The 19,226-nt window shown below is 72.9% G+C and carries 21 protein-coding genes; 13 read left to right on the forward strand and 8 right to left on the reverse strand.

What is annotated here, in order from left to right:
• Positions 1-158: 158 nt before the first annotated feature.
• Together A6A27_RS00465 and A6A27_RS00470 are read left to right on the forward strand one after the other, a co-directional pair.
• Positions 159-800: a DUF6642 family protein gene (locus A6A27_RS00465; protein WP_073832323.1), complete on the forward strand. Its 642-nt coding sequence runs from the start codon at positions 159-161 to the stop codon at positions 798-800.
• Positions 801-844: 44 nt separating this feature from the next.
• A complete protein-coding gene (locus A6A27_RS00470; protein ID WP_073832324.1) occupies positions 845-1,309 on the forward strand; it encodes a PPOX class F420-dependent oxidoreductase in 465 nt (154 codons plus the stop codon).
• A 5-nt stretch (positions 1,310-1,314) separates the two neighbouring features.
• On the opposite strand, the gene A6A27_RS00475 is transcribed toward A6A27_RS00470, so the two are convergent.
• The gene (locus A6A27_RS00475; protein WP_073832325.1) at positions 1,315-1,956 is read right to left on the reverse strand and encodes an NAD(P)-dependent oxidoreductase; all 642 of its coding nucleotides are present in this window, start codon (positions 1,954-1,956) and stop codon (positions 1,315-1,317) included.
• A gap of 181 nt (positions 1,957-2,137) precedes the next feature.
• On the reverse strand, positions 2,138-3,370 hold the full coding sequence (locus tag A6A27_RS00480; protein ID WP_073832326.1) for a serine hydrolase domain-containing protein: 1,233 nt from the start codon (positions 3,368-3,370) through the stop codon (positions 2,138-2,140).
• Positions 3,371-3,435: 65 nt separating this feature from the next.
• On the opposite strand from A6A27_RS00480, the gene A6A27_RS00485 reads away from it, so the two are divergent.
• From A6A27_RS00485 to A6A27_RS00515, 7 genes are all read left to right on the forward strand, one after another.
• Complete coding sequence (locus A6A27_RS00485) at positions 3,436-4,029, forward strand: pentapeptide repeat-containing protein (RefSeq protein WP_073832327.1); 594 nt, start codon at positions 3,436-3,438, stop codon at positions 4,027-4,029.
• A gap of 54 nt (positions 4,030-4,083) precedes the next feature.
• The gene (locus A6A27_RS00490) at positions 4,084-4,536 is read left to right on the forward strand and encodes a pyridoxamine 5'-phosphate oxidase family protein (protein WP_073832328.1); all 453 of its coding nucleotides are present in this window, start codon (positions 4,084-4,086) and stop codon (positions 4,534-4,536) included.
• A 121-nt stretch (positions 4,537-4,657) separates the two neighbouring features.
• Positions 4,658-5,170, forward strand: coding sequence for a hypothetical protein (locus A6A27_RS00495; protein ID WP_143193808.1), 513 nt, complete (start codon positions 4,658-4,660; stop codon positions 5,168-5,170).
• Positions 5,171-5,310: 140 nt separating this feature from the next.
• The gene (locus A6A27_RS00500; protein ID WP_073832330.1) at positions 5,311-5,748 is read left to right on the forward strand and encodes a nitroreductase family deazaflavin-dependent oxidoreductase; all 438 of its coding nucleotides are present in this window, start codon (positions 5,311-5,313) and stop codon (positions 5,746-5,748) included.
• A 105-nt stretch (positions 5,749-5,853) separates the two neighbouring features.
• Positions 5,854-6,195, forward strand: a complete 342-nt coding sequence (locus A6A27_RS00505; protein ID WP_073832331.1) for a DUF1330 domain-containing protein — start codon at positions 5,854-5,856, stop codon at positions 6,193-6,195.
• Between the two features lie 78 nt (positions 6,196-6,273).
• Positions 6,274-7,245, forward strand: a complete 972-nt coding sequence (locus tag A6A27_RS00510; protein ID WP_073832332.1) for a hypothetical protein — start codon at positions 6,274-6,276, stop codon at positions 7,243-7,245.
• Positions 7,246-7,376: 131 nt separating this feature from the next.
• Positions 7,377-7,703: a hypothetical protein gene (locus tag A6A27_RS00515; RefSeq protein ID WP_073832333.1), complete on the forward strand. Its 327-nt coding sequence runs from the start codon at positions 7,377-7,379 to the stop codon at positions 7,701-7,703.
• Positions 7,704-7,748: 45 nt separating this feature from the next.
• Here the strand turns inward: A6A27_RS00515 and dacB are convergent, their stop codons facing one another.
• Complete coding sequence (gene dacB, locus A6A27_RS00520) at positions 7,749-9,332, reverse strand: D-alanyl-D-alanine carboxypeptidase/D-alanyl-D-alanine endopeptidase (RefSeq protein WP_073832334.1); 1,584 nt, start codon at positions 9,330-9,332, stop codon at positions 7,749-7,751.
• Positions 9,333-9,691: 359 nt separating this feature from the next.
• Here dacB and A6A27_RS00525 point away from each other — a divergent pair, with 359 nt between their 5' ends.
• Positions 9,692-9,973 (forward strand): HesB/IscA family protein, encoded by a 282-nt coding sequence (locus tag A6A27_RS00525; protein WP_073832335.1) that lies wholly within the window; start codon positions 9,692-9,694, stop codon positions 9,971-9,973.
• 10 nt (positions 9,974-9,983) lie between these two features.
• Here A6A27_RS00525 and A6A27_RS00530 read toward each other — a convergent pair whose 3' ends face one another.
• The 4 genes from A6A27_RS00530 to A6A27_RS00545 form a co-directional block, all read right to left on the reverse strand.
• Positions 9,984-11,084, reverse strand: a complete 1,101-nt coding sequence (locus A6A27_RS00530; protein WP_073832336.1) for a beta family protein — start codon at positions 11,082-11,084, stop codon at positions 9,984-9,986.
• A 224-nt stretch (positions 11,085-11,308) separates the two neighbouring features.
• Positions 11,309-11,917 carry a PepSY domain-containing protein gene (locus tag A6A27_RS00535; protein ID WP_143193810.1) on the reverse strand — a complete coding sequence of 203 codons (609 nt, stop codon included), beginning with the start codon at positions 11,915-11,917 and terminating at the stop codon, positions 11,309-11,311.
• Between the two features lie 81 nt (positions 11,918-11,998).
• Positions 11,999-13,276: a sensor histidine kinase gene (locus tag A6A27_RS00540; RefSeq protein ID WP_073832338.1), complete on the reverse strand. Its 1,278-nt coding sequence runs from the start codon at positions 13,274-13,276 to the stop codon at positions 11,999-12,001.
• Complete coding sequence (locus A6A27_RS00545; protein WP_073832339.1) at positions 13,273-13,968, reverse strand: response regulator transcription factor; 696 nt, start codon at positions 13,966-13,968, stop codon at positions 13,273-13,275. Before A6A27_RS00545 ends, A6A27_RS00540 begins: the two co-directional genes overlap by 4 nt.
• A 332-nt stretch (positions 13,969-14,300) precedes the next feature.
• Between A6A27_RS00545 and A6A27_RS00550 the strand changes: the two genes are divergently transcribed.
• The 3 genes from A6A27_RS00550 to A6A27_RS00560 all read left to right on the forward strand — a co-directional run bounded on the left by A6A27_RS00550 (position 14,301) and on the right by A6A27_RS00560 (position 18,023).
• Entirely contained in the window at positions 14,301-16,742 is a 2,442-nt protein-coding gene (locus A6A27_RS00550) for a M14 family zinc carboxypeptidase (RefSeq protein WP_073832340.1), read from the forward strand.
• Between the two features lie 140 nt (positions 16,743-16,882).
• Positions 16,883-17,365, forward strand: a complete 483-nt coding sequence (locus A6A27_RS00555) for a septum formation initiator (protein ID WP_073832341.1) — start codon at positions 16,883-16,885, stop codon at positions 17,363-17,365.
• A gap of 265 nt (positions 17,366-17,630) precedes the next feature.
• Positions 17,631-18,023: a cupin domain-containing protein gene (locus A6A27_RS00560; RefSeq protein WP_073832342.1), complete on the forward strand. Its 393-nt coding sequence runs from the start codon at positions 17,631-17,633 to the stop codon at positions 18,021-18,023.
• Positions 18,024-18,031: 8 nt separating this feature from the next.
• On the opposite strand, the gene A6A27_RS00565 is transcribed toward A6A27_RS00560, so the two are convergent.
• Positions 18,032-19,225 (reverse strand): threonine synthase, encoded by a 1,194-nt coding sequence (locus tag A6A27_RS00565; protein ID WP_073832343.1) that lies wholly within the window; start codon positions 19,223-19,225, stop codon positions 18,032-18,034.
• Position 19,226: the final 1 nt, after the last annotated feature.

Below are 19,226 nucleotides of genomic sequence, written 5' to 3' on the forward strand. Positions count from 1 at the left end.
TTCCAGCGGTCGACGCGCGTGCCGGGCCCAGAGGGGACGGAAACGGTTGTCAAATCGTGCCGAGGGTGATGTTGCCGGGCGGCCCGCGGCCGGTAACGTCTGCGCCGGGGGGCGGGCACGGCTTCCCGGGCGGCCTTCGCTGGCGGGGGAGGTGGGCGTTGGCGCGGGGTGGCGTCTTCTGCGTCGAGGGGCAGTGGCACCGGGACCTCAACGAGCGCGGCTCCGTCCTGCCAACGCTCGAACTGCTCGAACGGCTGGGCCGGATCCGATTCATCCACAAGGACGCCGCCACCCGCGACGAGCTCTTCTACTTCATCGACCGCTGGCTGCTCAAGCAGTACGCCGACTACCGCGTCGGCTTCTTCGCCATGCACGGCGAACCGAGCCGGCTCTGCCTCACCGACTGGGACTCGGTCGAACTGGCAGACGTGGCCGAACGGATGGCCGGCCGCTGTGACGGGCGGCGCCTCTATTTCGGCAGCTGCTCGGTGCTGCGCGCCTCCGACGCCGCGCTGCGGGAATTCCTCGACGTCACCGGGGCGGCCCTGGTCTGCGGCTTCACCCGCGAGGTGGACTGGGTCGAGTCGGCCGCTTTCGAGACCGTGCTGCTCGACGTGCTGGCCAACGGGCAGCGACACAACGCCGCCGAGCTGCGGATGGGCTCGGCACACTGGGCACCCCTCGCCGCGTACCTCGGCTTCCGGGTGATCTACGCCAACGGCCGGGCCTGGCGGCCGACCGCCCGGCCCCGGGTGCCGGCCCAGGCCACCCCACGCCGGGTTGCCAATCGCCCCCGCTGAGCCCGCGCCGAATCCCTGACCCTGCGGGCTGGTAGAACCGACGCATGGCACGCACCATCGCGACCAACACCCGGGTCGACCGGGACGCCCTGATCGAGTTCCTCCGCCCCCGGCACAAGGTCCTGCTGATGACCACCCGCGCCGACGGCCGGCCGCAGTCCTCCCCGGTGTCCTGCGGCGTCGACGCCGCGGGCCGGCTGGTGATCTCCACCTACCCGGAACGGGCGAAGGTGGCCAACATCCGCCGCGACCCCCGGGTCTCCGCCTGCGTGCTCTCCGACGACTGGAACGGGCCCTGGGTGCAGGTGGACGGCACCGCCGAGGTGCTCGACCTGCCCGAGGCCCTGGAGCCGCTGGTGGAGTACTTCCGCAGCATCTCCGGCGAACACCCGGACTGGGACGAGTACCGGGAGGCCATGGTCCGGCAGGGCAAGTCGCTGATCCGGATCACCATCGAGCACTGGGGCCCGATCGCCACCGGCGGCTTCCCCGCCCGGCTGGCCGACTGACCGGCTCAGTAGGCCGCGGTGAACCGCGTGTTGGTGAACCGCGGGTGCTCGATCTCGTCGACGATGACCACCGCCAGGTCCTCGTAGGTGAGCACCGACCGGCCCTGCGCGTCCGTCACCGGGTGGTCGGTGCCCGTGCGGTATTGCCCGGTCCGTTCGCCTGGGTGGAACTCCAGCGGCGGCGGGGAGATGTACGTCCAGGTCACCCCGTCGTCCGCGGAGCGGTAGATGGCCAGCGCCTCGGCCTGGCCCAGCGCCGCGTCCCGGTATTCCGCGGGGAAGTCCGGCTCGTTCAGGTACGGGGTGCCCTTCGACGTCAGCAGCGTCGCCCCGCCACCGACGTGGATCACCCGGGGCGGATTCGGCAGCTCGCGGAGCGTGTCGACCAGTGTCCGGGCCGCCTCCCGCCACAGCTCCCGCTCGCCGCCGCCGATCGCCACCACGAACACGTCCGCGTCCTCGGCCAGCTCGCGTACGCTGCGCGCCGAGGTGGCATCGCCGGTGACCGTGCGTACGCCGGGTGCCAGGTAGCTGGTCGCCTCCGGGCGGCGCACCGCCGCGGTGACCCGGTGACCCCGGTTCATCGCCTCGTCGGTGATCCGCGACCCCGCGGTCCCACCGGCGCCGAACACGACGACGTTGCTCATGCGGCCACCTCGCTCCGCTCGGCGACCGCATGAGGCTCCACGGCACTGCGCCCGATGATTCGCTCGCTGCGCTCGCTCATGGCTGACCACCTTCCCGCCCCAGGTGCCTCGCCCCTCAGGCTAGGGAGCTGCCGCCCGGCCGGTGCCGTAAACGGCGATCCGGGCCCGGCGGCGAGCCGGGTCAGTCGACCAGCGCGGAGTAGACCAGCTGGCGCAGCTGCGTGCGCAGCGGGTACGTGCTCGACGGCATGAGCTGGGTGAACAGCAACGCGGTGATCTCCTCCACCGGATCCACCCAGAACGCGGTGCTGGCCAGCCCACCCCAGTAGTACTCGCCCACGCTGCTCGGCACCCGGACGGGCACCGGGTCCAGCACCACGGCGAAGCCGAGGCCGAAGCCGATGCCGTCGAGCACCGTCTCGGCGAAGCCCTCCGGCTCGAACGAGGCCAGGTCCCGGCCGTCGGGCAGGTGGTTGCGGGTCATGAACCGCACCGTCCGCGGCCCCAGCAGGCGTACCCCGTCGAGTTCGCCCCCGCGTAGCAGGAACTGGGTGAACCGGTGGTAGTCGGCGGCCGTGGAGAGCAGCCCGCCGCCGCCGGAGAACCAGCTCGGCTCGGTCAGTGCGGCCTGGCCGATGCCGTCGTGCCGCGTCGCCTGTCCGGTGGCCGGGTGCGGGGCGTACAGCGCGGCCAGCCGCTTGGCGTCCCCCTCGTCGACCCACCACCGGGTGTCGGTCATGCCCAGCGGACGCAGGATCCGCTCGGCGAAGAACGCGTCCAGGCTGTGCCCGGAGACCACCTCGACGAGCCGGCCCAGCACGTCGGTGGAGACGCCGTAGTTCCAGCTCGTGCCGGGCTGGAAGAGCAGCGGCAGCCGGGCCAGCCCGGCCGAGGCCGCCGCCAGGTCCGCACCCGGCGGCACGCCCAGGTCGAAGCCCGCCGCCCGGTACAGGCCGTCGACCACCGTGCTCTGGGCGAAGCCGTACGTGAGGCCGGCGGTGTGGGTGAGCAGGTGCCAGACCCGGATCGGTTCGATCGCCGGCACCGTGTACGGCTTGAGCACCGACCCCTTGTCGTAGATCCGGACGTCGGCGAACTCCGGCAGCCAGCGGCTGATCGGGTCGTTCAGCTCGAACCGGCCCTCCTCCCAGAGCATCATCGCGGCCACCGAGGTGATCGGCTTGGTCATCGAGTAGATGCGCCAGAGGGTGTCCGCCTCGACCGGCGTGCCGGCCTCCCGGTCGCGCAGCCCGTAGGTCGCGGAGTGGGCGATCTCGCCGCGGCGGGTCACCACGATCTGCCAGCCGGCGAGCCGGCCGTCGTCGACGTACCTGCCGAAGTGCTCGTCGATCCGCGCCAGCCGGGCGGGGTCGAATCCGATACGGGCCGGGTCAGTGCTCACTGCGACGCTCACGCCGCCGAACCTACCGGCCGGTACGCCGACCGGGAAGTGTCGGCGACCACCACTAATCTGGCGTCATGCCGGAGCCGACAGAGGACGTCACCTACCGCCACGAGGACTGGTACGCCGAGGAGTTGGCCGACCGGCACTTCGTCCGCTGTTCCTTCTTCCACGTCGACCTCACTGAGGCGGTCAGCCAGGGCGCCGTCTTCACCGAGTGCGTCTTCGGCAACGTCGCCCTCAACGCCTCCCGGCACACCGACTCGGCCTTCACCCGCTGCACCTTCAAGCGCTGCAACCTCTTCGAGGCCGAGTTCACCGGCTGCAAGCTGGTCGGCAGCAGCTTCGAGCAGTGCGACCTGCGCCCGCTGCGGGTCAACGGCGGGGACTGGTCCTTCGTCGCCCTGCCCGGCGCCGACCTGCGCGGGGTGCACCTCACCGACGTACGCATGCGCGAGGTGGACCTGACCGGCGCCGACCTGACCGGCGCGACCGTGACCGGGGTCGACCTCTCCGGCGCCCAGCTGCACGCCGCCCGGCTGGTCCGGGCCGACCTGCGTGGCAGCGACCTGACCGCGCTCGACCCCACCGCGGTGGAGCGGGCCGGGGCGATCGTCGACGCCGAGCAGGCGATCGTGCTGGCTCAGGCGCTGGGCTTCGAGATCCGCTGAGCAGTCCGGAAAATGCGCCGTACGGTGTCAGATTTGCCTGTCAGGCTGGCCCGCATGGCATGGTGGTCCGACCTGGTGGCAGCCGAACCCGACTTCGCGGCGCGCGTCCGCGCCCGATTCACCGTCCGCAAGCACGGCACGATGGCGACCCTGCGGCGGGACGGCTCGCCGCGGATCAGCGGCACCGAGTTCGACTTCTCCGACGACGGCCAGCTCCGGCTGGGCAGCATGGCCGGCGCGGTCAAGGCGCTCGACCTGCGGCGCGATCCCCGTGTGGCGCTGCACTGCCCGAGCGAGGACGCCCCGGAGGGCGATCCGGCGTCGTGGGGCGGGGACGCGAAGATCGCCGGGCGGGCGCACGAGGAGCCGCCGGGCGAGGACGGTTCGCACCGGTTCCGGATCGAGTTGACCGAGGTGGTGCTGACCCGGGTCGGCGACCCGCCGGACCATCTGCTGATCGAGAGCTGGCATCCCGACCGTGGCCTGCGGCGGCGCGAGCGGCGCTGACCGGCCAGCTGTCGGGAACATGCCTCCGCTCGACGGCTACTCGACGATCGAGGCGTGTGTCATCCTCCCTGCGGCGGGCCACGGGGGCGACCGCCGGCGCCGGTGGCCGAGGGAGGGATCGGTGGCTGAGGAAGAACTCACGCAGACCGGTATTCGGGTGGGTGGGTGGCTGCCCGCCGTATCGGCCGAACCGGCGCGGGCACCGGAGCAGGCGTTGACCGTGCCGCGGCGGCTGCCCGCCGACGGCGAGACCCCGTCCGATCCGGCGCCGGTCCGCGACCGCCCCGATTCGTCGCTCGCCCGCGACCACGCTCAACCGGCGATCGTGGTCGAACGGCCCGGGGAGGGTGATCCCGAGCCGTTCAGGTCCCCGGCCGAGCCGGCCGCACCGCCGGTCACCGGGCCGCGGCCCGGCGCCGTGGCGCCGGCCCGGCACTCGCCGCGGAGCGTCGGGGGTCGCCTCGCCGAGTTGCTCGGTCCGGCGGCCGCCAAGGTACGCACGGCCGTCGGGATCATCCCCGACGGGCCGGTCACCCGGGTCGGCGTGGCCCGGGCCCGGCGGCGTCGGCGCCGGCTGTTGTTCGGGGCGGTGGCCCTGGCCGCGCTGGCGCTGGTGTTGGCGTACGGCCGGTAGGGGCCGGACCCGCGGGCGAGCCGCCCAGCCTGCGGACTCGCCACCGGAGGCGACGGTGGCTTCCACGATCGGGTCGGTCACCGGGAACGGCCGGAGGTAGCGTGGGCGCGACGCGTCCGCCGACGATCCGGGAGAGACGGATGACCGCGAGCGAGCCGGTGCAGGACAGCCCCGAGGGATGGGTCGCCGACCACATCCAGCGGTACGTGGCGACCGCTGGCGCGGAGGGCCACGAGTGGCGGCCGGGTGTCTTCACGCTGCTGTTGACCGCCCGCGGCCGGCGCTCCGGCAAGCTTCGGCGGACCGCGCTGATCTACGGCCGAGACGGTGACGACTATCTGGTGGTGGGCTCCCAGGGCGGCGCTCCGCAGCACCCCGCCTGGTATCTGAACCTGCTCGTCGACCCGCAGGCGCGGGTGCAGGTCGGTCCGGAGGCGTTCGCCGTCCGGGCGCGTCCCGCGACGCCCGAGGAGAAGCCGCGGATGTGGCGCACCATGACGGCCATCTGGCCGGCGTACGACCAGTACCAGGCGCAGACCGAGCGGGAGATCCCGGTGGTGGTGCTGGAACGGGTGTGACCCTTTTCCGTGCCTCGCGGCTGGTCGACCTGGCGGCGGGCCGGCCGCAGAATCGATGCCAGGCCCTGCGCCGCGGAGTCGGCGCACGTCACCGGGGAGGGACAAATGCCCGCGTTCGCGCTCGCCCACCTGCGTACGCCGCAGATCAACGAGGACGTCCTGGAATACCTGGAGAAGATCCAGGCGACCCTCGACCCCTACCAGGGGCGGTTCCGGGTGCACGGCGCTTCGCCGGAGGTGATCGAGGGGGAGTGGCCGGGCACGGTGGTGGTCATCGAGTTCCCGGACGTCGAGCAGGCCCGCGCCTGGTACGCCTCCCCGGCGTACCAGGAGATCCTGCCGCTGCGCCTGCGGCACATCGAGGGCTCGGCGATCATCATCCAGGGCGTCGGGCCGGACTACAGCGCCGCGCGCACCGCCGCCCGGCTGCGCCAGGACGCCGGCTGAGCCGGATCCCCCGCCCGGGGGAGTCGGTCCCCTCCCGCTCGGGAGGGACCGTGGGCGCGGCGGCGGCAGGGTGGACGCATGACGCTCACCGTGCCGCCGCCGACCGTCGCCGCCACCCGGCGCCGTGCCGCCTGGCTGGCGTACGCCGCCGTGGCCTGGGCGATCGGCTACGGCACGCTGCGCGCGGCCTGGGCGGTGGCGGGGCCTCCGTCGTTCGGGCCGCTCGGGACCGACCTGGTGGTGGTCACCGGCTGGTGGTCCGTGGCGCTCCAGGCCGTCGCGGCGGCGGCCGGCGTCGGGCTGGCCCGGGCCCACGCCTGGCGGCCGGCGCTGGCCGCGGCGGCCTGGGCGGTCTGCGCCGCCATCCTGCTCTCCTGCGCACTGGTGCTGCTGGACCTGGTCGGTTTCCTCATCCTCGACCTCAGCCCGGCGTTCACCCTGGCCGGATTCCTCAGCCGGGCGGGTGCGCTCACCGGCGCCGTGCTGCTGCACGCGGCGGCGCTCGCGCACCTTCGCCGATTCCGGGGGGACTGCGGCCGGTGCGGCCGGGCTCGCGGGTCCGGTGGGCTGGCGCCGCGCTGGGCCCGGGTCGCGGCGTGGGCGGCGGTCGCCGGCTGCCTGGTGCGGCTCGCCGCCCAGGTGGCGGTGGGTTTCGGGGACCTGCCGCTGGCGCAGGGCGCCTCGGTGGTGGCGTTCGAGGTGGGGTTCCTGCTCGCCGGGGTGCTACTGCCGCTGGCCCTGGTGTACCGGTGGGGGACGGTGTGGCCGGGATGGGTGCCGCTGCTCGCCGGCCGTAGGGTGCCCCGCCTGGTGCCGCTGGCACCGGCGGTCGTCTTCGCGGTGGGGCTGGTCAGCTATTTCGGTGTCGGTCTCGCCCAGCTCACCGTCGAGACCGCGACCGGCAGCGTCGACCTGGGCGACGGGCGTTACCCGCTGGGCTTCTTCTGGTTCGCCGAGTCCGGCTACTGGCTGTGGGGCTGGGGGCTGGGCGTCGCCGCAGTCGGTTATCACCTGCGGACCCGCCGGGCGTGCCGGCACTGCGGGCGGTGACGGGGGGACAGTCGCGCTGCTCGCGGCCGCCGAGGCGGACACCGGCCCGACCGGTGTCCGTCAGGGGCGCCACGGGCCGTCGTACCTTTCCGGATGTCCCGCTTCGACCGTCCCCTGTGGAGGCTGCTCTCATGTGCAGCAGTGCGTCCGTCGTCCGTCCCGTCGGCCTGTCCGGCGCGGGTGACCCGTCTGGCGAGGTGCTGCGGGAGATCCCGCTGCCGCCGTACGTGACCGGCGAGGACGCCCAGTTTGCGGCCCGGGCGGTGGTGGTGCATGCACCGCAGCGCTGGTCGGGCGGGACGATCTGCCGCAGTGAGGCCAGTCCGCACCCGTGCCGGCTGCACCGCTGGGGACGGCGGGTGCTGGTGCTGCACGGGCTGCCGCCTGCCGAGATCGACGCTCTGATCGAGCGCGGCGACCCGAACGCCGAGCCGCGCCCGCACCGGCCCGGCGCCTGACCGGTGAAGCCCCGGCCCGTCCCGCGGGCCGGGGCTTCACCGGAGTCAGCAGACGATCGGCTTCACCCAGGAGCACTCCCTGCCCTCGGGCGCCCGGGGTGCCTCCGGCGCCGTCGGCACCGTCAGCCGCGCCGTGGTCGTCCCCTCCTCGGTGTACGCGGCCAGCGCGATCGCGATCTGGTCTTCCAGCCCCTTGACCGACGAGGTCAGGTAGTTGTTCAGCACGATGGAGAAGGCCAGCAGGCGCCCGTCCGCGTCGGTGACGTAGCCGGAGAGGCTGGACGCCCCGGTGAGGCTGCCGGTCTTGGCGTGCACGTTGTTCGCGGCGGCCGTGCCGCGCATCCGGCTGCGCAGCGTGCCGCCGACGAAGCGGTCGGCGTTGCCGGCCACCGGCAGGGCCGCGTACCAGGAGTCGAACCAGGGTTCGGTCCGGACCGCGGCGAGTAGCGCCACGAACTGGGACGGCGGGATCATGTTGCGTCGGGAGAGGCCGGAGCCGTCGCGTTGGCGCAGCGTGCCGGTGTCCACTCCGGAGTTGCCGGCGTACGTCCCGATCGCGGCGAGCCCGGCGGACCAGGTGCCGGAGCCGGACAGGACCCGGCCCAGCTCCTTGGTGAGCACCTCCGCGTGGCCGTTGTTGGAGAGTTTGAGGAACGGCACCATCAGCTCGGCCAGCGGCATCGAGTCGTGGCGGGCGATCGTGGTGGCGTCGCGCGGGGTGGCCTCGCCCAGCACCGTCCGGCCGAGGACGCGCACTCCGTGCCGCAGCAGCGCCGACCGGAAGATGTCAGCGGCGTACCCGGTCGGCTCCCAGACCGTCATCCAGTCGCTCGCCGGGTCCTCGCCGACCGCGATCTGGCCGGTCACCACGATGGTGTTGCCGCCGTGCTCGCGCTCGAAGGAGATGCTCGTCTCGCCGGTGGCGACCGTCTCGGCCCGGTTGTCGATCCGCAGCCAGCCGTTGGGCGGGGTCATGGTGACCACCGGCGGCGCGCCCGCCGCGCCGGCCGGGGCGGCGTGCACGATCACGGTACCGGCGTCGTAGTCGGTGTCCGGGGCCACGGTCAGCGCCGAGACCTGCGCCGCGTAGTAGTAGGACTCGTCGTCCCAGGTCCAGTCCGGGCCCAGCCGGGTGCGGTCGTAGCGGGTGTCGTCGGCAACCAGGGTCCCGGTCACGACCCGTACGCCCGCGGCGGCGACCCGCGCGGCCAGCTCGTCGTAGTTCTCGGCGAGCATGGTCGGGTCGCCTCCGCCGCGCAGGTACAGGTTGCCGGTGAGCACCCCGGCGCGGCGTACGCCGTCGTTGGCGACGTCGGTGGTGAAGCGGTGGCCGGGGCCGAGCAGTTTCATCGCCGCGGTCGAGGTGAGCAGCTTGGTGTTCGAGGCGGGGATCAGCCGGCGGTCACCGTTGCGGTCATAGAGGGTCCGCCCGGTGGCGGTGTCCACCACGACCACGCCCGCCTGCGCCCCGGCCAGCCGGGAGTCGGCGAGGACCGCGTCGATGGCCGCGTTGAGCCGGGTCTGCGCGGGGGTGGGCGACTCGGCGGTGGCGGTCGAGGCGCCGGCCGTGGCCGCGGTGGCGACCACTGCCAGCACGGCGAGCGCCCGCGGAAAGAGACGACGATGCATGTACCGATGCTGCCATGGAGTTTTCTTCCGGAAAAGGCTCTGGAGCGAAAGTTATCGCCGTAATGGTCGCCGCCAACGGAAGCGCGGTTGAAACTCCGCCGAATACCCACCTCGCGGACCGCAAAACCCCTGGCCAACCCCCTGGTCACCCATTCGGGTGCCCCACCCGCAGCCTCGGTGTCCACTGATCTGGCTCTATTTGACGGATGCCCGCGTAGGGGGCACCGTAGGCCATGAGGGCGGTGCGAGCTGCCCAGATTTGCCCGGCGAAGAGTGATTCGCCGTTCCGGTTCCGGGCCCGGCCGCGTACGGCCGCGTCGACCCGTCCTCGATCCCGAACCTGCCACGAGGAGTCCGCCATGTTGACCATGACCGACAACGCCGTCCTGGTGATCCGCGACCTCGCTGAACAGCAGGACGTCGCCGATGGCGGCGGGCTGCGCATCGCCGCCGACACCGACGCCGGCTCGCTCTCTATCGAGCTGGTGCCGCAGCCGGCGCAGGGCGACCAGGTCGTCGACACCCAGGGTGCCCGGATCTTCCTCGACGCCGACGCCGCCCAGCTGCTCAACGACACCTCCGTCGACGCGGTCGTCGACGAGGAGGGGATCGTCCAGTTCGGCTTCACCACAAAGGAGTGACGGCCGCCGGTCACCCGGCCCGGCGGTGAGTCTCACCGCCGCGGTGCGGCCGGCCGGAGCGGCCCCGCTCAGGCCCGTCCGCGTGCCACGGCTCGTCGTGCTGCTCGCGCCCGGCGGGGAGCAGCGCCGCCAGCACGTGGGCCAGGTGGTGCGAGGTGCTCCAGGCGATCCAGTTCGCCGTCGAGCCGGCCCCCGCACCCCGCCGGGCCCGGCGCAGGATCTCGTGATCGCCCCAGGAGAAGCCGGCCCCGGCAACCGGCCAGTGCGGCGCCGCCACGAGCGTGCGGCACAGGTCGGCGAAGCGCTCGTCACCCCGGCCGCCCCGCCGCGACCACCGATAGAGCCACCACGCCTCGTCCGTGGTGTAGCGCAGCGTCGGCAGCCGGTCGCCCGGCCCCTCCGCGTCTGGCACCGCGCAGCAGACTCCGTAGTCGCCGTAGCCGACGCCGAGGTCGGCCAGCCGCTGCCAGAGCAGCCAGTCGAAGCGGTCCAGGCGGACCGGTTCGTCGGTGGGCAGCCGGGCCAGCGTCGGCGGCATCGCGCCGGCCACCAGGGTCACCGAGCGCCACGCGTGCCGCCGGGCCCACTCCGCCAGCCGCCGGATCCGGGGCTCGGCCAGCCGGACGTCCGCCGGGCAGCAGACGTCCCCGGCGTCGATCAGCAGGTCGCACTGCTCCGGCACCAGCCGGGCCAGCCGCCACACCCGCTCCACCGCGCCGGTCGTCGCGTCCGGGCCCGCCCGGTCCTGCCCGGTCCGCAGCCGCAGCACCGCCCGCTGGACGTGCGCCCGTGCGGCGGCGCCGTGCGCCACCAGCCGCCGGTGGCTCTCCGCGAGCCCGATCACCGGCACCAGCGGTACGCCCCAGCGGACCAGCTCGCTGCGCGGCCCGTCCGGCAGCGCCGAGACATCGACCGAGGGAAGCAGCCCGGCCGGAAGTCGGCCGACAAGGTCCACGGTGTACGGCTCCACCGCGTGGATGTCGATGACCGGAGCGAGCAGCGGAGCGGTGACCTCGTCGAGATGGGCCAGCGCCTCCAGCTCACCCCGGCGGCCATTGAGTACAGGACGGTAGACCGCAGCGGCCGCCCGACCCCCGTGGGCGGGCACCATACTTCAATGTATCGGGCGATTCGCGTTCGCCCACACTTTCGGTGGAATCGGGACGTCGTTGACGGCCGCTGACCAGCGGTGCTGGCACGGGCGGGCGGGCGTCGCCCGGGCAGGACACCAACAGCCCTGACCGTCTCCTGAGCCGACTGTGTGCTCGCGCGCCGGCACTTCGGGGCCGGGCAGACGATGTCCGCCCGGGGCCCCGGAGCTGTGCGGAGGGCTGCTCAGTCGTCGTCGCGGTTTCGGGGCCGGTCCCCGCCGTGGTCGTCGCCGACGTCGTGGTTCCGGTCGTCGCTGCCGGTACGGGTGCCGCCGTGGTCGTCACCGCGGTTGTCCGTGCCGGTGCGGGACCGGTCTCCGCCGTGGTCGTCGCCGACGTCGTGGTTGCGGTCGTCGCTGCCGCTGCGGGCGGCGGTGCGGTCGTCGCCGCGGCGACCGTCGTCGGCCCGCCGCTGCTCGATCTCGACCACGGTGCCGTCACCCCGGTCGACCTTCACCTCGTACGTGGTGCCGCCCCTGGCCACCTTGACGCTCCACACCCGACGGCCGTGCTCCAGCTCGGCCTCGATCTCCACGATCCGGCCGCCGCCGAGCCGGGCGAGCGCGATCTCCCCCGCCCGCTTGCCGCTCACCGCACCGTCGGCGGTGCCGCTCGGCGTCGCCCCGCTGGACGTCGCCTCGTCGTCCGGCTTGGGGTTGTCGTCGACGGTCGCTGCGGCGAGCGCGGGGCCGGGAGCCGGCCGGTCGGCCGCGGTCACGCCCAGCGCCACACCGGTCACCGCCAGCACCGCGGCCCCGCCGGCCGCCGCCAGGACCAAAGAAGTTCGTCGCATCGTCTCCACCTTTCCTCGGTTGTGCCGTCGAGGATCGGTCCGGAGTGGATAGCGGCGCGCTACCCGGGAGATAAGCCCGGGTTAAGGCCGGGGCGGCCCGAGCCGCAGCAGCACGAGCGCTCCACCGCCGGGGGCGGTCTGCAGCTCCAGCCGGCCACCGCTGGCCCGGGCGGCCCGGTCGGCGATGTCCAGTCCCAGCCCGGTCGAACCCGCGTGGCTGGTGCCCCGGCGGACCGTTCTGGACGGCAGTCCCGGGCCGGAGTCGGCGACGGTCAGCGCGACCTGCCCGGCGTCCGAGACGAGCCGCACCGCGAATGGTGTTCCGTCCGGCGTGTGGGCGAAGACGTTGCCCAGCAGGGCGTCCACCGCCGCGGCCAGTTCGTCCTCGGGCACCCCGACTGGCAACGGGCCGGGCGCCAGCTCGACGGTGACGGTGCGGCCGGTGTCCTCGGCGAGCACCGACCAGAACGCCACCCGCTCGCCGACGACCGCCGCCGCGTCACAGCCGGCCCGGCCGTCCGCCGCCGAGCTGCGCCAGCGGGCCTGCCGGATCAGCCCGCTGACCGCGCGTTCCAGGCCGTCCACCGCGGTGGTCAGCCGGGTCGCGTCGGCCGGGTCGCGCAGCGACTCGGCCTCCAACCGCAGCGCGGTCAGCGGGGTACGCAGCCGGTGCGAAAGGTCCGCCACCTGCTCGCGTTCCTCGCGCAGCAGCACCTGGATCCGCCCGGCCAGGTGGTTCAACGCGCCGGCGACCTCCCGTAGCTCGGCCGGCCCGGCCGGGGTGACCCGGGCGTCGAGCTCGGCGTTGGCCAGCCGGTGGGAGACCGCGGACAGTTCACTGATCGGTCGGACGAGGGTACGGGCCAGCCGGTCGGCGACGACCAGCCCGACCAGCACCAGCAGCACGCCGAGCAGCGCCAGCACCAGCCAGGCCCGGTTCACCCCGGCGGTGAGCTCCGACCGGGGCACCACCGTTTTGATCACCCCGGTCCCGTCGTCGAGGCCCTGGACCGCGATGACCACCTCCCGACCGCCGGCCGACTCGGCGGTCAGGCTCTCCCCCCGCGCGGCGAGCGCCACCGCGGGGGTACGCGCCACCGGCGCGCCGAGCACCGTGCCGTCGGGCAGGAACACGCTCACCGAACGACCGGTGTCGGCGGCGAACTGCCCCACGGACAGCCGGATCGTGTCCGGGTCGGCCGTGCCGACCACCGGCACCAGGCGCTGCACGTCGGCGGTGGCCCGCACGGTCGCCCGGTCCGCGGCGACAGTGCGCAGCAGCAGCGCCAGCGGCACCAGGAAGGCGGTCAGGACGAGCACGCTGACGGCGGCGACGAGCAGCGCCAGCCGGCCCCTCACCGGCTGGCCCCGGGAGCCTCCAGCCGCACTCCGACTCCCCGGATCGTGTGCAGGTAGCGCGGTTCCTGAGCGGTCTCGCCCAGCTTGCGGCGGAGCCAGGACAGGTGTACGTCGACGGTCTTGTCGGCGCCGCCGTACGGGATCTGCCAGACCTCGGTGAGCAGCTCCCGCTTGCTGACCACCTGCCCGGGGCGGCCGGCGAGGTGGTGCAGCAGGTCGAACTCGCGCGGGGTCAGCTCGACCGGGACGCCGTCCAGGCTCACCTGCCGGGCGCGCGGGTCGATCCGCAGCCCGCCGACCACCAGCGTCGGATCCGCCGCCCCGGGGTCGCCGGCCGAACGGCGCAGCACGGCCCGGACTCGGGCGTCCAGCTGCGCCGCGGTGAACGGTTTCACCAGGTAGTCGTCGGCCCCGGTGTCGAGCAGCCGGACGATCTCGCTCTCGTCGTCCCGCGCGGTGGCCACGATCACCGGCACCGAGCTGACCGCGCGCAGCATCCGCAGCAGCTCACGACCGTCCAGGTCGGGCAGTCCCAGGTCGAGCACGACCAGGTCGGGCCGGTCGTCGAGCGCGTCGCGCAGCCCGGTCATCGCGGTCGAGGCGGCGGCCACCGCGTGGCCGCGCTCCCGCAGGGCCCGGATCAACGGGGTACGGATGGTCAGGTCGTCCTCGATGAGCAGCAGCCGGGGCACAGGGTGCACGGTAGCCCGCTGGAGCCGTCCAGGTCAGTCCTCGTCCGGGTTGCCGAGGCGGTCCGGTCTTCGACCGAAGGCCCGATTGAGTCCGCAGAAATGTTAGCTGGGCTAATGATGCGGTTCGAGCTGGTCGGATTGCGGGTTTGGCGGTGCGGGCAGGTGGGCCCGGATGATCGTTCCGATCGGTCGGGACCAACGTCCGCCCTGACGGCATCGATCTTGACTAGCACTGAGAGGCGGATCACACTTCCGGGCAGCTTTGGCTGCCGAAGGCCGTGCTGAAACCCGAACTGAGCGGCCCTCGGACCCCCCTGCCTGGAAGGACTCTCATGAGGAGTACGAGAAAGTCGATCAGAGCGGGCCGCCTGCTGGCCCTGCTGGCGTTACCGCTGGCGCTCGCCGTCAGTACCCCCGGCCATGCGAATCCGACGTCCGACAGCGGGGTGGCCCCCGACAGGTCGTCGAGCGGTGAGCAGAACGGCGTCGGGCTGATGCGCATCGTAGTCGCCGACAAGTCGGGCATCGACCGGCTCAACGAGCTGGGTGTCGACCTCGCCGAGTACGTCAAGCCGGTCGACAACGGCATCGAGGTGCACGCGATCCTCAGCCCGGAAGAGAGCCAGGCGCTGCGGGACAAGGGCTTCGACGTCCAGGACGCCATCTCCGACCAGAGCGACTACGCGGCGAACGTGGCCGAGCGGGCTGCCGCGGTCCGGGCCGTGCAGTCCCTGGCCGCCAGCACCGACACCTTGACCGTGCTGCGCTCCGAGTGGTTCTCCAGCCTCGACAACCAGCTCTTCCTCAACCTCGAGCTGAAGTCGAGCGCCGGCAGCGACTCGACGACGGTGCTGACGGCGAGCTGGGACAGCGGCCCGGGCACCGAGATCGGCTCCGGCGGCACCGCCACCATGTCCCGGTTCACCGACGCCGGCCAGTACATGTACCACCGCTTCAGCAACCCGGTCGCGATCAACGCGGCACCGAGCAAGGCCACCATCACCAGCAGCAAGGGCGGCTCGGTCACGGTCGACGTGGCCAAGTGGCTGGGCAGCCCGCGCAAGGTCACCGGTGACCACCCGTACGTGTCGGACTTCGTCGACCACTACATGGACCCGACCGAGGTCACCGCGCGGTTTACCGCGCTGGCCGCGGAGTTCCCGAAGCTGACCCAGCTGATCGACCTGCCGTACAAGACGAACGGCTACCGGCGCCAGGCGCAGGCGCAGTTCGGCACCGCCTCGGCGAGCATCGTCTACGTCACCTCCAAGGCGTACGGCTCGGAGGGCGGCAACGACCTCGGCATGTCGTTGGTCAACCCGGGCGCGGCGAACGCCCCGCTGACGGTCGGCGTGTCCGGCAACGCGGTCACGGTGAACCTGGCCACCAACGGATCCGGCGCGATCACCAGCACTGCGGCGCAGGTAGTTGCCGCGGTCAACGGCAACGCCGACGCCGCCAAGCTGCTCACGGCCAGCACCTACCGGGGCAACGCCGGTACCGGTGTGGTGGCCGCGGCCGCGGCCACCAAGCTGACCGACAACCTGAAGGCGCCGGCGAGCGTGTCCCGCGACCCGTTCCAGATGAAGGTGCTGCGGATCGGCAAGCACCGCGACGGCTCGAAGGTCGGCGTCTTCCTCTACTGCCAGGAGCACGCCCGGGAGTGGGTGACCCCGCTGGTCTGCGTCGAGTCGGCCGAGCGGCTGCTGCGCAACTACGCGCAGGACCCGAACACCCGCAAGATCGTCGATGACCTGGACATCTTCATCCTGCCGGTGGTCAACCCGGACGGCGCGCACTACAGCATGTACGACTACAACATGCAGCGCCGGAACATGACCAACTACTGCCCGGCGGCGTCGGCGGACCCGGCCAACCGCAACAGCTGGGGCGTGGACATCAACCGCAACTTCTCGGTCGGTTCCGTCTTCGACGGCTACACCGGCGCGTCGGCGACGAGCTGCACCAGCGACACCTTCGCCGGCCCGGCCGAGCTGTCCGAGCCGGAGGCGCGCAACGAGGTCTGGCTGGTCGACAACTTCCCGAACATCAAGCTGTCGATGAACACCCACTCCTACGGTGGCTACTTCATGTGGCCGCCGGGGGCGTACAAGACCGCCGGGCGGGAGGTGCTGCCGCGGGTGGACCAGGGCACCGAGGCCTACTTCTGGGCCGCCTCGGACTACATCCTCTCCCGCGTGCAGGAGCACCGGGGAACCGCGATCTGGCCGGGCCGCACCGGGCCGGTGACCGACGTGCTCTACTCGGCGGCCGGCAACAGCGCCGACGAGCACTGGTACAACCGGGGCATCATCGGCTGGGACTTCGAGGTCGGCGCCGACGTCTACAACCCGACGACCAAGCGGTTCACCGCGGTCGGCTTCCAGCCGTCCTTCGCCGAGGGCCACGAGGAGGCGATGGAATTCGCCAACGGCAACATCGGCATCCTCGAGGTCGCCCGGGCGTTCGCGACCGACAAGATCCAGCCGAAGAGCACGGTGAAGATCGTCAAGCAGGAGGCGGGCGCCACGAGCTTCACCTTCAACACCAGCGAGCCGGCGAACGTCTACTACACGCTCGACGGCAGCCGGCCGACCTACAACTCCCCGAAGCTGGCCCTGGCCGGCATGCGGGAGGGCAACCAGACCATCACGGTGAACGGCAACACCACCGTCAACTGGTTCTCGGTCGACATCGCCGGCAACGTGGAGAGCAACTACAAGCCGGACGGCGAAGGCAAGAACTACAACAAGCAGACGGTGTCCGTCCAGTAACCAACGCCGATGGGAAGCGGTGGCCGTCGACCCCCGAGTCGGCGGCCACCGCCCTGTCCCCAGCGGATCGTCGGAGCCTCGCCGACTCTTTTAACGTTCCCCAGTGCCGGCCTTAACCTTCCCTCGGGGACACTCGGCGCATGGGCCGTCGTCAAATCCTCGCCGCCGTCGGGTGGTTGGCCACCACCGTCGCCGCCACACTCGTCGGGGTGGGCGCGATCCAGTTGGTCGGCAAGGGCATCGCCGGCACCCCCGGCGGCGTACGCGACCAGCAGGAGGTCGAGCGCGCACTCGCGTCCCCCGAGCCGGCGCCCCCACAGCCGACCGGAAGCCCGACCGGCTCGCCAGCCGCTGGCGCGACCGCCTCGGCGAGCCCGACGCCCACCGGCCGCCCGACCGGGGCCCAGAGCACCTTCGCCACCCCGGGAGGCACGGCGGTGGCGGAGTGCGGGCCGGCTGGAGCCCGCCTGGTCACCTGGTCACCCGCCCAGGGCTACCGGGAGAAGGAAGCCGAACGAGGACCGGACGACCACGTCAAGGTCCGGTTCGTCGGCCCCGGGGGCGAGTACGAGCTGAGGGTGCGGTGCGTCGGCGGGCGACCGGTGGCCGACCCCCACGACTGAGCTGACCGGCTGCCGGAACGGGCGCGCAGACGAGCGCACGGCGCCGCCCGACCGGGGTCGTAACGTCGCCGCGCTCTGGCCGTCTCCCACCACCGCAGCCGTACGGCGGTACGACAGCGGGGACTTGGCTCGACCGGCCCAGCGTGCACCGGTCCTGGCGCACCAGATGCCCGTCCAGAGGGGATGCAAACCCGGGCGGGGTGGCAAATTCCACCATCTGCAAGTCCCGGCGTGACCGGTGCCGGCGATCGGGTATGTGCCCGTCATGGAGCATTTCACGATCGCGACCGTCGCCGAGAGGAGCCCGGACTTCCGGCGCGTGCTCTGGACCGGGCAGCACACCCAGTTGGTGATCATGACGATCCCGCCGGGTGGGGAGATCGGCGAGGAGGTGCACGAGGGAATCGACCAGATCCTGACCTTCGTCAGCGGCACCGGGGAGGCCCGGGTGGCCGGGGAGAAGAAGGAGGTCGTCGCCGGCGACCTGGTGGTCGTACCCGCCGGCACCAAGCACAACTTCGTCAACACCGGCCCCAACCCGCTCGTCCTCTACACCGTCTACGGCCCGCCCGATCACGCCGACGGCGCGGTGCACCGCACCAAGGAGGAGGCCGACGCGGCCGAGGCCGCCGGCCAGGACGAGCCGCCCACCGGGTGACCGGCAGATCAGACCGCCACCAGCGGTACCCCGGAGACGTCCACCGTCTCCGGGTACTTCAGCCCGGCGCCGGTGTTCAACACCACCACCCGCTCGCCGGCCCGGATCCAGCCCCCGGCCCGCAGTTGCCGGGCGGCGGTCAGGCAGGCGGCCCCCTCCGGGCAGAGCAGCAGCCCCTCCCGGGCGGCGAAGTCACGCAGGTCAGCGAGGATCTCGGCGTCGTCCACCGCGATCGCCGTCCCGCCGCTCTCCCGCAGCGCGGTGAGGATCAGCTCGTCGCCGAGCGGGGCCGGCACGGTGATGCCGAACGCCACGGTCTGCGCGTCGGCCCAGGCGGTGGCGCGCGGCTCGCCGGCGGCGAACGCCCGGACGATCGGCGCGCAGCCGGTGGACTGCACCGCCACCAGCCGGGGCAGCCGATCCTCCACCCAGCCCAGCTCGTGCAGCTCGTGCAGCGCCTTGTGGATGCCGATCAGCCCCACCCCGCCACCGGTCGGATAGATGATCACATCGGGCACCTGCCAGCCGAGCTGCTCGACGATCTCGTACCCCATGGTCTTCTTGCCTTCCAGGCGGTACGGCTCGCGCAGCGTGCCGGCGTCGAAGATCCGCCCGCCCGACTCGGCGACCAGCCGGGCCACCCACCGGCCTGCGTCGCTGATCAGACCGTCGACCAGCCGCAGCTCGGCCCCGGCCGCCAGGCACTCCCGCCGGCAGATGGTCGGGGCGTCCAGCGGCATGGCGATGGTCGCGCCCATCCCGGCCCGGGCCGCGTACGTCGCCCAGGCCGCCCCGGCATTGCCGTTGGTCGGCATGGCGATCCGCTCGACGCCCAGCTCCCGGGCCCGGCTCACCCCCACCGCCGCGCCCCGTGCCTTGAACGACCCGGTCGGGGTGAGCCCCTCGTCCTTCACGATCAGGTCCGGGATGCCGATCTCCTGGCCGTACCCGGGGACGCGCAGCAGCGGAGTCCAGCCCTCGCCCAGCGTGGTCACGAACCGTTGGTCGGCCACCGGCAGCAGCTCCCGGTAGCGCCACAGGTCGGCCGGGCGGAGACCGAACTGCTCCGGGGTCAGCGACGCGGCCACCGCGGCCAGGTCGTAGCGGGCCAGCAACGGGGATCCGCACTCGCACAGGTTCTGCAGCTTGTCGGCCGGATGCTCTCGGCCGCAGCGCGGGCACTCCAGGTGCGTCAGGTGCACG

The organism is Micromonospora sp. CB01531 (assembly GCF_001905095.1).
GTDB lineage: Bacteria > Actinomycetota > Actinomycetes > Mycobacteriales > Micromonosporaceae > Micromonospora.

Coding starts and splice junctions, on each gene's coding strand:
- A6A27_RS00470 (WP_073832324.1), top strand. CDS start 845: ATGGCACGCACCATCGCGACCAACACCCGGGTCGACCGGGACGCCCTG.
- A6A27_RS00475 (WP_073832325.1), bottom strand. CDS start 1,956: ATGAGCAACGTCGTCGTGTTCGGCGCCGGTGGGACCGCGGGGTCGCGG.
- A6A27_RS00485 (WP_073832327.1), top strand. CDS start 3,436: ATGCCGGAGCCGACAGAGGACGTCACCTACCGCCACGAGGACTGGTAC.
- A6A27_RS00490 (WP_073832328.1), top strand. CDS start 4,084: ATGGCATGGTGGTCCGACCTGGTGGCAGCCGAACCCGACTTCGCGGCG.
- A6A27_RS00500 (WP_073832330.1), top strand. CDS start 5,311: ATGACCGCGAGCGAGCCGGTGCAGGACAGCCCCGAGGGATGGGTCGCC.
- A6A27_RS00505 (WP_073832331.1), top strand. CDS start 5,854: ATGCCCGCGTTCGCGCTCGCCCACCTGCGTACGCCGCAGATCAACGAG.
- A6A27_RS00510 (WP_073832332.1), top strand. CDS start 6,274: ATGACGCTCACCGTGCCGCCGCCGACCGTCGCCGCCACCCGGCGCCGT.
- A6A27_RS00515 (WP_073832333.1), top strand. CDS start 7,377: ATGTGCAGCAGTGCGTCCGTCGTCCGTCCCGTCGGCCTGTCCGGCGCG.
- dacB (WP_073832334.1), bottom strand. CDS start 9,332: ATGCATCGTCGTCTCTTTCCGCGGGCGCTCGCCGTGCTGGCAGTGGTC.
- A6A27_RS00525 (WP_073832335.1), top strand. CDS start 9,692: ATGTTGACCATGACCGACAACGCCGTCCTGGTGATCCGCGACCTCGCT.
- A6A27_RS00530 (WP_073832336.1), bottom strand. CDS start 11,084: ATGGTGCCCGCCCACGGGGGTCGGGCGGCCGCTGCGGTCTACCGTCCT.
- A6A27_RS00535 (WP_143193810.1), bottom strand. CDS start 11,917: ATGCGACGAACTTCTTTGGTCCTGGCGGCGGCCGGCGGGGCCGCGGTG.
- A6A27_RS00550 (WP_073832340.1), top strand. CDS start 14,301: ATGAGGAGTACGAGAAAGTCGATCAGAGCGGGCCGCCTGCTGGCCCTG.
- A6A27_RS00555 (WP_073832341.1), top strand. CDS start 16,883: ATGGGCCGTCGTCAAATCCTCGCCGCCGTCGGGTGGTTGGCCACCACC.
- A6A27_RS00560 (WP_073832342.1), top strand. CDS start 17,631: ATGGAGCATTTCACGATCGCGACCGTCGCCGAGAGGAGCCCGGACTTC.